Origin of the sequence: Polaromonas sp., assembly GCF_041689105.1 — a bacterium.
Classification (GTDB): Bacteria; Pseudomonadota; Gammaproteobacteria; order Burkholderiales; family Burkholderiaceae_C; genus Polaromonas.
In genome coordinates this window covers 1-10,948 of the sequence record NZ_JBDNGU010000215.1, presented here as the reverse complement: position 1 = coordinate 10,948, position 10,948 = coordinate 1, and the positions used below count along the sequence as shown (strand labels likewise).

Below are 10,948 nucleotides of genomic sequence, written 5' to 3'. Positions count from 1 at the left end.
TGGCCGTCAGACGGAAATCCACCGTATCGCCTTCATTGTCAACTGCGCAGTACAGGTATTTCCACTGACCAGCGACTTTGATGTAGGTTTCATCCATGCGCCAGCTCGTACCCACCGGATGCTTGCGTCTGCGAAAGACAAGGGCCAAAATCGGCAGAATCTTCGACGCTCTGCGGTGTACCGTGGCGTGATTAACAAAGACGCCGCGCTCTTGCATCGTTTCTTCGATGTGGCGCAAGCTCAGCGGGTAGGCTGCGTACCGGCGAGCGCACACCAGCATGACTTCCAACGCAAAGTGCAGCCGCTTGAGCACCTTGCGTAGCTCGCCAATCAGCGCGGTCTGAATCGTCTCTGTCATGCCGATATTGTCAGGCGTGGCTTATTGCGACAAAACCGATCTAAGCAGTAAGGAAACAATTAAGTTTTTCAAGATTTAACCGGAGCGCAGTTTTGTACACTAAAATGTTAAAACAGTATACAATTTTACAACTTTGACAAATTATCTTAAAAATAAGACTGCCATGAATACTCTAAATAACTCTTATTCGACCCTGATCGGTTGGGCTAGGATCTGTGATGCGGTATTACTCGGCTACTGGCAGCCTGTGGCCCTAATCAACTCGTTTGATCGCACATTAGTGTCCCAGACGGCAAGTGCTAGCTGATGATGGAGTGCTCGTTGAACTACAGCACACTCAGTACCGAAGGCATCAAAACCATGTCCGACCAAAACATTAGAGTAAAGCCAACGTCCTATCTTCAACTGGAGGGCGTCCAGAAGAGCTTCGCCAGCGGCTCGGCAACCACGCTGGCCTTGGCACACGTGGATCTGTCGGTCAACGAAGGTGAATTTATGGCCATTGTCGGGCCCTCTGGTTGCGGAAAGTCCACCTTGCTCCAGATCGTCGCTGGCCTAATACGGCCCTCAGCAGGGCAGGTACATTTTGACGGCCGTCCAGTCACCGCACCACCGGCGGGAATTGTTTACCTGTTTCAGCAATACGGCAAGTCGCTGTTTCCATGGCGCACCGTGCTGCAGAACGTGTCTTTCGCTATAGAGGGCCGAGCTGGCATGACGCGCCAGCAACGCCACGCTCATAGCATGAAGTACGTTGCGATGGTGGACTTGGAAGGGTTCGCCCACCACTACCCGTGGCAGCTCTCCGGCGGCATGCAGCAGCGCGTGACCATTGCGCGCGCGCTCGCGGCGGAGCCGCGCGTGTTATTAATGGACGAGCCCTTCAGCTCCGTCGACGCGCTGACCAGGCTTGAACTGCATGCGATGGTGCTCGACCTTTGGCAGAAGCACCGCTTCACGGCCGTGCTCGTAACGCACGACGTCGATGAGGCCGTTTTCCTGGCAGACCGCATCGCAGTGCTTTCCGGTCGGCCATCTAATGTGGTTACTGTTTTCGAGACGGGACTGCCCCGCCCGCGCGATGGCATCACCACGAAGGAACTGCCGCGCTTTCTCGCGCTGCGGCACAAGTTGCTATCAAGCCTGCTGGGCCGCGAGCCGGGCGCGCTTCCCGGCCAGATGCCATGAGCCAAAAAGACCACCGCCTACTCGATCGCGCGCTCGGAGTGCTGACCATAGTGGGAATGCTGGTACTTGTGGAGGTGCTGGTGCGCACAGGCGTGTTCAACCGCGCGCTAATCCCGCCGCCGACGGCCGTCGCGCAGACACTCGCGGGAATCCTTGGCAGCGGCAAGGCACTGGCCCCGCTTGGGGAGACGCTTTCAATCTTCTTTATGGCCTACGTTACAGCCTGTACGCTTGCAGTGGGCTTGGGCCTGCTCATGGGCCGATTCCGCACGGTGCATGACATATTCGAGCCGCTGGTAGAGTTCCTGCGGCCAATGCCGAAACCTGCACTGTTGCCGCCGCTGATCCTGTTCCTGGGTATCGGCGATGCGATGAAGCTCACGATAGTCGGCCTCGGGGTCTTCTTTCCCGTGCTCATCAACACCGTGCAGGGTGTGCGCGGCACAGATCCAGTAATTATCGACGTGGCGCGCACCTTTGGCCATCGGCCGCATAATTTGATGTTCAAAGTGATCCTGCCGTCGGCTCTACCAATCATTCTGTCGGGCATGCGCGTTAGCCTGGGGCTAGGCCTCATCTTAGTAGTCATTGCCGAGATGCTGGCCGGTACCGGCGGCGTGGGCTACCTCATCTTGGATATGCAACGCTCGTTTAAGGTATCGCAGATGTACGCCTGGATCGTGATCTTGGCGGTTCTGGGTTATACGCTGAATGCTGCCTTCCTTTTCGCCGAAAGGCGGGTCATTCATTGGTCTTTCGTCAATGTCCGCTAATCCCACCATCTAGGCCTGACGGCTTAAAGTTTCACCAACCAAAGGAGTTTTCACCATGATCCATCTCCGCATCCAGCGGCTGCTCGGCGCAGCCGCCTCCGCACTTGTAATATTGGTCTCGCCGGCTTTCGCGCAGGCCCAGCCCATTAAGCTGCGAGTTAGCACCATTCCGATCATCGACACCGCTCCACTTCAGGTGGGCATTGCCAAGGGCTTCTTCACCGAAGAGGGCTTGGCTATCGACACCACACCAACTGCCGGCGGTGCGCCGGGTCTGTCGGCGCTAGCTGCGGGCCAAGTGCAGATCGCCTTCAGCAACATTATTTCTATCGTGCTGGGCGCAAAGCAGGGTCTAGGATTCGAGATTATCACCGCCGGTAGCAATACAGGTTCCGCCGTGCCCGACCTCGCGGGACTAGTGGCAAAGAAGGGTAGCACCCTGAAGACTGGTAAGGACTTTGAGGGCAAGCGCATTGCGGTTAACACGCGTAACAACATCATTTGGCTGTATGCTCGCGCCTGGGTCAAGTCCACTGGCGGCGACCCCGACAAGGTCACCTACCTAGAGGTGCCGTTCCCGCAAATGATCGATGCCATCAAGGGCGACCGGGTCGACGCGGCCTTCGTAGTTGAGCCATTCATGTCGGCGGGTGTGGCTTCCGAAGCTGTGCAGATTGTCAGCTGGCCGTACAACGCGGTACAAAAGGGTATACCGGTTGCGCAGTACGCTTCCACCAGGGACTATATCCGCCAGAACCCCGAAGTCATCGACCGATTCGCCCGTGCCTACAACAAATCCGTCGACTGGACGAACAAGAATAAGGGTTCCGACGAATGGATTAAAATAATTTCCGATTACACACGTCTGGCGCCAGAGCAGATCAAAAAGCTCTCGCTGCCCCCTTTCGAGAAGACGGTGGACACCGCCGGAGTTAACGCCGTTGTGGACCTCATGCGCAAGAACGACATGCTCGAAGGGGTATTCGATGCCAAGGCGATCGTGTACCGCACTGCCGCACAAGCGCCGCGCTGAGCAATGACGAGTATCCTTCGGGGGAACATCATCACCATGAACCCCGCGCAGCCGCGCGCTGAGGCGATGGCGGTGCGTGCGGGCCGCATCCTGGCGGTCGGCACTCTCGCAGAAGTCAGACAGGCGGCTGGGGCCGGCGCACGTGAGCTGGGTTTTGGCCGAGGCGCCATTGTGCCCGGACTGATCGACACCCACAACCACATGTACTGGACCGGCATTCAGGCCTGCCTGGTCGACCTCGGGTCCGCCCGCTCCATCCTCGAAATTCAGCATGCCATCAAGGCTTACGCAGATGCAAACCCAGATGTCGAGTGGATTTGCAGCGGAACAGGCTGGCACGTGGCAAACTTGGCCGAGCAGCGCTATCCCACGCGGCAAGAGATTGATGCCGTTTGCGCGGACCGACCGGTGTACCTGCCGCGCGTGGGCCATGCGGCCGTGGCGAACAGCCTGGCTCTGCGCCTGGCAGGCATCGATGCCGGTACCCCAGACCCAGTGGGTGGCAAGATCGAGCGCGAGGCAGACGGGCAACCCAATGGCGTGCTTATGGAGCCTCCGGCCTTCGAGCCCGTGGCGCGGCTGGTGCGACCCCCAACTGTGCCCCAGCAACTGCAGGCGCTGCGCGATGTGCAGCGCGCTTATCACGCGGCTGGACTCACTGGGGTCATGGAGCCGGGCGTGACGCCCGAGATCATGTCTATTTACCAGCAGCTCTGGGCCAGCAGTGAGCTGAGCATGCGCACGGTGCTGATGCCTCTGGCCGATGCCAGTCGCCCACTGCAGCACACTCTGGACCGCATCGCGGGCATGGGCGTTCACAGTGGCTTCGGTGACGCCACGCTGAAGTTCGGCGGCATCAAGATGTTTCTCGACGGCGGCGCCTCGCTCGGCACCGCGCTGATGCGCGAGCCGTATCCGGACGAACGTTGCAATTGTGGCATCCAGGTCACTCCCACGGAGTCTTTCCAAGCCATCGCGCGGTTGTGTGCCCGTCTCGGCTGGTCGCTGGGCGTACACGTCGTCGGCGGGCGCGCCATAGACATCGCGCTAGAAGTCTTTGCCGAGATTGACCGCGAGTACCCTATTCGCGACATGCGCTGGTGCCTTATCCACGCCTACCTTTGGCCAGATGCGAAGAATATCCGCGAAGCCGCGCGCCTGGGCGTGCAAGTGGCTACCCAGTGTTCCATGCAGTACACCTTCGGCCCCTTATTGGTTAAACGCTTCGGCACCGCAATGATGTCCGTCGCTACGCCAGTGCGCAGCTGGCTTGATGGAGGCGTACGGGTGGGTGGCGGCTCGGATTCACCCATCACACCCTACGCACCGATGCTGGGCATGTGGCAGGCGCGCACTCGCCGGATTGCTGGCACCGACGAGCCAATCGGGCGCTTACAGGCCGTTAGCGGTGAAGAAGCCTTGGCGATGTACACGCGCGACGCTGCTTACTTGAGCTTCTCGGAGCACGAGCGCGGCATACTGCAACCTGGCCTGCTGGCCGACTGGACCGCGTTGGCTGTGGACCCCGTGGTCTGCGACGCCGAATCCTTGCGCGACGCGCAAGTGCTTGCCACCGCCGTGGGCGGGGAGCTCGTGCATGGCGCCTGATTCAGTGCCGCACCGTTCCACGCGATACACCGGCTTCCTGCTGCTGCTCAGCTTGCTGCTGGTCTGGGAGTGGTCTGCGCGCTCGTGGGTGTCCAGCGCCAACTGGCCGCCCATAACCGAGATCGCGCGCTCCGGTTTCAGCAGCATCGCCTCTGGTGAGTTGCCCGAGGTATTTTTATCGAGCTTATCACGCATGCTGGCCGGCTACGGCATCGGCGTCGTGCTTGCCATTGGTCTCGGCTTGCTAATGGCAGGTTTCAGGCTCATGCGTGCGGCGCTGGAGCCGCTGGTCGAGCTGCTGCGGCCAATTCCCATTCCGGCCATCGTCCCGCCACTTATCCTCATCTTAGGCATCGACGATGCGATGAAAATCTTCGTTGTAGCGTTCTCGGTATTTTTTCCAGTGCTCATCAACACGATTGCCGGCGTGCGCTCTGTCGATCCAATCTCGCACGACGTGGCGCGCACCTTCCAAATGAGCCGAGCGGCTACCGTGCTCAAGGTGGTATTACCCGCAAGCCTGCCCTACATCATGGCGGGCATGCGAATAAGTCTGGCGCTCGCGCTAATTGTTACGGTGGTGGCCGAGATGATCGCGGGCTCCAAGGGCATCGGTTACTACTTGGTGACGATGCAGTACGCTATGCGTGCGGGTGACATGTACGCTGCGATTTTCCTGCTGGCGGGCACGGGGTACCTACTGAACCGCGGTATCCTGATCGGGGAGCACAAACTGCTGCATTGGTTCCATCGCAGCTAAGAGAGACGCCAAAATCAGAGGTTATTTCGTCTATAGGAAGATCGACTAGTCGGTCATTAGGTCGGGGGATGTTGGTTCGCAAGCGCCACTAGGACAGCGTTCCACGCCATAGCCGAGCCAATTGTCAACTTCAATTGGCGCTGTCGGAGATGCAAGTTCTTGATGCTGACAGGCTGCGGGGATATACGATACTGATGATCAATGTCGCCCACCCTCTAGTGACTATCGGGCAACTCTACCAAGATGGCTGTGATTGTGAGAATGGATTTGCCAAGCTCAAAAGCCGATGATCCTTCTGCCGCGGAGGCTCCTAGCTGGTATTAGATGGATTTACATAGGAAGGTCAAATACTTGGTCGCCAGTGGCGCCGCAGAAAATGGCTCCAGGATGACTCTCCGGGAGTCAAAGGCTTGCTACTCTCGGAATCCCATGGCATGATTTTCCAGAGCATTACAGAGAGTCTACAGGACGTAGCGCTCGGGACTTTCAATGCCTTCGTTGACGTTCAAGCCCTGAAAACCTTTGGCATTGGCAATCCCGGTGGCCTGCTGCCCAGGGCGATGGGAATGTCGGCGAGTTCGAGAATCTAACGTTGTCCTTTGCTGGGTGCGGGGCTCTTAATACTGGCTGGCAGGCAGTTCTACCGTCAAACCGTCAAGTTTTTCGTTCAGGATAATTTGGCAGCTGAGCCGACTCGCCGGGGACGCGGGCGTGGCGGTAAAGGCCAGCATGGCCAGTTCTTCGGCGTCAGCTGCAGGTAGCCGGGCTGCAAACGGCTCAACTACCCTAACATGGCAGGTCGCGCAGGTCAGTAGCCCGCCGCAATCGGCCGCAATGCCGTTGATACCCGCCGCAACCGCTGCCTCCATTAGACTTTTGCCTATTTTGCCTTGCGCCCTTATTTGCTCTGTGTTATTTGCTATGAAAATTATATTTATCATGAGAGTTCTGCCAGTCAGATGCGGCTGAAATACTCACGGCGCTGCCAGTCCTCGCGGTCCGTCGCCTGCTCGTGACGTGCGATCTCCGACTGCTTGATACGCGTGAAGTAATTGATAAAATTGTTGCCGAAAGCTTCAACCAGCGCAGTGTCGGACTTTAGTGCGTCCAGTGCCTCGCCCAGGCTGGTGGGTATTTTCACTGCGGCTTCGCCATAGGGCGCATCTGTTGCGACGGGTGCTTTCAGTTGCCGAGCGATGCCGTCGAGCCCGGCGTGGATTTGCGAGGCCAGGTAGAGGTAGGGGTTGGCGGCCGGCTCTCCGATGCGGTTTTCAATTCGCGTCGCGGAGTCGCCTGCCTGCCCCACCACACGTAGCATCGCGCCCCGGTTGTCGCGGCCCCACAACACGGACTGCGGTGCCAGCGCGTTTGGCTGAAAGCGGCCAAAACCGTTGATGGTCGGCGTACAGAACACCGTCATCGCCCGTGCGTGCTCAAGTAGGCCGGCCATGTAATGTTCACCCAGCGCGGAGAGCGTGTGCTGCGCATCGGTCACTTGCGTGCCTTCTGCGGGCGTGTCACGCTCGAACAGGTTGACGCCGGTATGCAGGTCTACCAGCGATTGGTGCAGATGCCAGCCGCTTGACATGATATTTGGAAACGGCGGGCGACACATGAAGGTGGCGTGGTAGCCGGCGCGGCGCAGCGCTTGCTTAACCGCGCTGCGAAACAGCACCATGTTGTCGGCGGCTGTCAGCGCGTCGGTCGCGTCAAAAACGGCTTCGACCTGGCTCGGGCCGAATTCGATTTCCAGCGATTGCAAGGGCAGGCCCAATGCCTGCGCGGTGTGCTGGACGATGCTCAGCGGCTCTTCCGCCATGTCGAACCAGTGCTCGGCCAGCAGGTTGTAGCCGGGGTGGATCATGGCCACTTTGGGCGGCAACCCGGGCCAGGCGGCTTGTTCCGGGTCGAGCTGATCTTGGGCACGGTCCCCTGTGATACGGTAAATGTGAAACTCGATCTCCAGGCCGCATTTCATGCCGTAGCCCGCAACTTCGAGGCGCGAAAGCGCACGCTGCAGGATGCGCCGCGTGTCCAGTTCAACCGCTATGCCGCCAGGCATCCAAGGCTGGGCCTGGACCCAGCCGGTAGCGGCTGCCCACGGCAGTTGTCTGAAGCTGGCCGGGTCGGCTAGCAATAGCAGGTTGCTGGCGAACTCGAAACCAGGGAAGTCATCAGTGCCGCCAGCCTCAAACACCTTGAATGATGTGCGGTCCGAGCTGTCCTTGAGCAGCAGGGTGCTAACCAGCCCCACGCCATCAAGCATTGCTTTAGCTGCAGCCCCGGCCACAAGCGTTTTGCCGCGCAGCATGCCGTGAAGGTCGCACCAAGAAAAACGCACCAGCTCCACTCCGCTGGCCGCGATCAGCTGTTCCGTTTGTTCCAGTGCGTGTTGGCGCGTGGCGTCATGGATGCCGCAGCGTTCGGCGAAGCTGCTCATCTCGTTACCTTTCGGGTTGAGCCTATCAAAGCCGCGGTCGAACTTTCAACAGGCTCATTGCGCACGGAATTTTTCACCCACGGCGCATTCTCCTGCTTGGCGCGAGCCTGCGCCTGCCACCAAGCCGACCACTCCCCCGCGGGAGCAATGCCATCTACCGTGTCCGGGCCGCGCATCAGTTCCGCCTGGCTGGCGTCGGCGATACCAGGCGCGATGCCTTCCTCTTGCACGGTGGCGATGGCCTTGATCAATGCCCGGCGGTTGGCCATGATGACCTTGTCCGAGCTACCGAGGTGTTCTCGCGTGCGGTCCTGAATCGCACCCATGCTTTCAACGGCCCACTGGTCATGCACGTTGATGTCTTCCTCGCCCATGCCCAGGTAGGTCTGTGTGCGCTGTTCATCGGCGTTAAAGCCCCAGTTGTTGTGGCGCCCGGCGTTGGGAATATAGTCGGGCAGCGAAATGAACTGCTGGCGTTGTGCACGCATTCTTTCGCGGTCCAACGGACCGGCAAAACTGGTGAAGAAGGAATACCAGTAGGTATGCGTGTCGTCCACCGGCACATGCATCTGCGTGATGGTCATGGTTTCTGACAACGGAATCACAAAGGTCGCCGGAAAAATCCCGTTGGTAACACGCACATGCGTGAGCTTGTCATTGATTGGACGCAAGGCTGTGAGCTGCATCCCCCAAGGCTTTGTTTCAAAGCTGATCTCGGGCTGCGCAAACTCGCGCATGATGCGCGTCATCGGCCATTGCTCACCATCAATAGCACCTGCGCTGGCGCTGCGAAACTGCTTGCCGGCCGCGTTCTGACCGATGTCCTCCAGCTCTTCGTCTTGCAGGAAGCGATGTAGAAAAGACGGGTGGGCAGGGTCGATTCCAACCTCGAAGGCCTGCAGCCAATTGGCGTTCCACAGGCCTTTGAAGGCGAAGGTATGCGTGTCGGGCGCTGTAAAGCAGTCAAAGCCTGGCAATGGCGGTGGGGTTGAGCCTTCAGGGCCCATCCAAGCGAATAAGACGCCGCTTTTTTCCTGCAGCGGGTAGCTGCGCTGCTTCACGCGGTCGCACAGCTTACTGCCGGCAGGCTCGGCAGGCGTCTCCATGCAGCGCCCGCTTACATCGAACTTCCAGCCGTGAAAAGGGCAGCGCAATCCATCCCCTTCGGCGCGACCGAAGGATAGATCGGCACCACGGTGTGCGCAGTCACGGTCCAGCAAACCGTAGTTCCCCTGTTCGTCGCGGAACAGTACCAGATCCTGGCCCAATAGCCGCAATGCTTTGACCGGGCGTTTGCCCGTGCGTGCATCTAGGGCAGGGTTGAATTCATCGACCAGGGCTGCCGGTTGCCAATAGCTGCGCAGCAGTGCTCCACAAGGCGTGTCGGGGCCCACACGGGTGATCAGTTCATTCTGTTCTGCATTCATGAGACACCTTTCGAAACGGTATACAAAATTTATAATTCAGTGTACATTTTAGTCCATGAACTTACAAGAGACCGTTTTAATCCAGTTGCGTGACCTGATCTTGCGCGGCAACTTTGAACCCGGACAGCGTCTTGCCGAGCAGCAACTGGCCGAGCGCCTCGGTGCCTCGCGCACGCCGGTCCGCGCCGCGCTGGTAACGCTAGAACAAGAGGGGCTAGTCGAAGCTAACGACACCGGCAAATTTCTAGTGCGCCAGTTCACGCCGCGCGAGGTCGCTGATGCGATTGCCGTCCGCGGTCATCTGGAAGGCATGGCGGCCCGGCTGGTGGCTGAACACGGCGTGTCGCGCCAGCTACAGGCAAACCTACAGGCTTGTCTGGATGAAGGCGATAGCGTTCTCGCAGCCAACCCGCTCACTTACGAAAGCTACGCGGCCTACGCGGCCATGAACGACCGCTTTCATGCATGTGTGCTCGAAGCCTGCGGCAACCGGGCGCTGCAGCGCGCGGTTGCACTCAACGACAAGCTGCCTTTCGCGCCGGCCTCGGCGATGCTTCCTATGCAGGGCACAGTCACGCTGGATCGCGACTGGATGCTTTACGCGCACCGCCAGCACCACATGCTTTTCGCATCCCTACAGGCCGGTGAAGGAGCGCGCGCGCAGGCGCTGTCCATTGAACATACTGAAGTCGCGCAGATGAACCTGCGTATGGCGTTAGAGCGCCGGGCCGAAACAGAGCGCGTATTGCCGGTCATTCGCCTGGTGGTAGGGCGTTGACCGTCTACGCTGTGAGTTTCACCTCAGATCTAGTTTTTATGCCAGATGTGGTTCCTTATGCGATTGTGTTCGGCGTGTTGGTCAGCGAACGCGGTATGGCCTGGTTGCAGGACCGACTGATAAGCTGAGCCGGGTTCAGTATTTCGGAAGTGATTTCGGCTTGATGTTCCTTGTTGAGTGGTGTGATAATCTACGCGGCGGTAGGCAGTATGTCAGGAGCTGGGCGCATGCCTTTAAAACGGCAGGGTAGGCGGCAAAGGCCACGTCCAAGGCTACCTGACGCGTCGTGATGAGCTCGTGCGCGGGCCCATAATGAACGCTGCGTGATGTCATGTGGGCGATTCCACTGTTCCATGTTCGTCGTTGTACCAGGCAAAGAAGATGTGGCGGTGAGCACGCCCATCTTCGATTGAACCAAAAACGCTCGGGAAAGTGGGGACGCTATTTGAGCGTTTTGAACTGCGCCTCCGAGTAGGGGTTGTCGTCCGACGTGTAGGGCCTGCTGTGGCTCTTGGTGATGTCCAAATCGATCAGCAGACCGGCCACCGGTTTGGAGCGCATGCTGGAGCCTCGGTCGGCGTGC

10 protein-coding genes and 1 pseudogene are annotated in these 10,948 nt (G+C 59.0%); 6 read left to right on the top strand and 5 right to left on the bottom strand.

Annotation, left to right across the window (positions count from 1 at the left end; genetic code table 11):
- Window positions 1–358 (bottom strand): DDE-type integrase/transposase/recombinase (locus ACESMT_RS20755; RefSeq protein ID WP_372828487.1); only part of this gene is annotated, 358 nt, incomplete at its 3' end.
- A gap of 321 nt (window positions 359–679) precedes the next feature.
- Here ACESMT_RS20755 and ACESMT_RS20750 point away from each other — a divergent pair.
- The 5 genes from ACESMT_RS20750 to ACESMT_RS20730 are packed head-to-tail and all read left to right on the top strand — an operon-like array spanning window position 680 to window position 5,720.
- Window positions 680–1,546 (top strand): ABC transporter ATP-binding protein, encoded by an 867-nt coding sequence (locus tag ACESMT_RS20750; protein ID WP_372828486.1) that lies wholly within the window; start codon window positions 680–682, stop codon window positions 1,544–1,546.
- Entirely contained in the window at window positions 1,543–2,319 is a 777-nt protein-coding gene (locus tag ACESMT_RS20745; RefSeq protein WP_372828485.1) for an ABC transporter permease, read from the top strand. Before ACESMT_RS20750 ends, ACESMT_RS20745 begins: the two co-directional genes overlap by 4 nt.
- 55 nt (window positions 2,320–2,374) lie before the next feature.
- Window positions 2,375–3,352: an ABC transporter substrate-binding protein gene (locus ACESMT_RS20740; protein WP_372828484.1), complete on the top strand. Its 978-nt coding sequence runs from the start codon at window positions 2,375–2,377 to the stop codon at window positions 3,350–3,352.
- 3 nt (window positions 3,353–3,355) lie between these two features.
- Window positions 3,356–4,960, top strand: coding sequence for an amidohydrolase (locus ACESMT_RS20735; protein WP_372828483.1), 1,605 nt, complete (start codon window positions 3,356–3,358; stop codon window positions 4,958–4,960).
- Entirely contained in the window at window positions 4,950–5,720 is a 771-nt protein-coding gene (locus tag ACESMT_RS20730) for an ABC transporter permease (RefSeq protein WP_372828482.1), read from the top strand. The genes ACESMT_RS20735 and ACESMT_RS20730 overlap by 11 nt, the downstream gene beginning before the upstream one ends.
- A 617-nt stretch (window positions 5,721–6,337) precedes the next feature.
- Here ACESMT_RS20730 and ACESMT_RS20725 read toward each other — a convergent pair.
- From ACESMT_RS20725 to ACESMT_RS20715, 3 genes are read right to left on the bottom strand one after another with little or no spacing between them, the layout of a single operon-like run.
- Window positions 6,338–6,661, bottom strand: a complete 324-nt coding sequence (locus tag ACESMT_RS20725; protein WP_372828481.1) for a 2Fe-2S iron-sulfur cluster-binding protein — start codon at window positions 6,659–6,661, stop codon at window positions 6,338–6,340.
- Between the two features lie 14 nt (window positions 6,662–6,675).
- Window positions 6,676–8,160, bottom strand: a complete 1,485-nt coding sequence (locus ACESMT_RS20720) for a glutamine synthetase family protein (protein WP_372828480.1) — start codon at window positions 8,158–8,160, stop codon at window positions 6,676–6,678.
- Window positions 8,157–9,587, bottom strand: coding sequence for a Rieske 2Fe-2S domain-containing protein (locus tag ACESMT_RS20715; protein WP_372828479.1), 1,431 nt, complete (start codon window positions 9,585–9,587; stop codon window positions 8,157–8,159). The genes ACESMT_RS20720 and ACESMT_RS20715 overlap by 4 nt, the downstream gene beginning before the upstream one ends.
- Before the next feature lie 55 nt (window positions 9,588–9,642).
- Between ACESMT_RS20715 and ACESMT_RS20710 the strand changes: the two genes are divergently transcribed.
- The gene (locus ACESMT_RS20710) at window positions 9,643–10,365 is read left to right on the top strand and encodes a GntR family transcriptional regulator (RefSeq protein WP_372828478.1); all 723 of its coding nucleotides are present in this window, start codon (window positions 9,643–9,645) and stop codon (window positions 10,363–10,365) included.
- Between the two features lie 243 nt (window positions 10,366–10,608).
- On the opposite strand, the pseudogene ACESMT_RS20705 reads toward ACESMT_RS20710, so the two are convergent.
- Window positions 10,609–10,948 (bottom strand): annotated as a pseudogene (locus ACESMT_RS20705) (integrase core domain-containing protein); the annotation flags it as partial.

What these genes read in the sequence shown, in the direction of transcription:
- ACESMT_RS20745 (WP_372828485.1), top strand. Translation starts at nt 1,543, where the DNA reads ATGAGCCAAAAAGACCACCGCCTACTCGATCGCGCGCTCGGAGTGCTG.
- ACESMT_RS20740 (WP_372828484.1), top strand. Translation starts at nt 2,375, where the DNA reads ATGATCCATCTCCGCATCCAGCGGCTGCTCGGCGCAGCCGCCTCCGCA.
- ACESMT_RS20735 (WP_372828483.1), top strand. Translation starts at nt 3,356, where the DNA reads ATGACGAGTATCCTTCGGGGGAACATCATCACCATGAACCCCGCGCAG.
- ACESMT_RS20730 (WP_372828482.1), top strand. Translation starts at nt 4,950, where the DNA reads ATGGCGCCTGATTCAGTGCCGCACCGTTCCACGCGATACACCGGCTTC.
- ACESMT_RS20725 (WP_372828481.1), bottom strand. Translation starts at nt 6,661, where the DNA reads ATGATAAATATAATTTTCATAGCAAATAACACAGAGCAAATAAGGGCG.
- ACESMT_RS20720 (WP_372828480.1), bottom strand. Translation starts at nt 8,160, where the DNA reads ATGAGCAGCTTCGCCGAACGCTGCGGCATCCATGACGCCACGCGCCAA.
- ACESMT_RS20715 (WP_372828479.1), bottom strand. Translation starts at nt 9,587, where the DNA reads ATGAATGCAGAACAGAATGAACTGATCACCCGTGTGGGCCCCGACACG.
- ACESMT_RS20710 (WP_372828478.1), top strand. Translation starts at nt 9,643, where the DNA reads ATGAACTTACAAGAGACCGTTTTAATCCAGTTGCGTGACCTGATCTTG.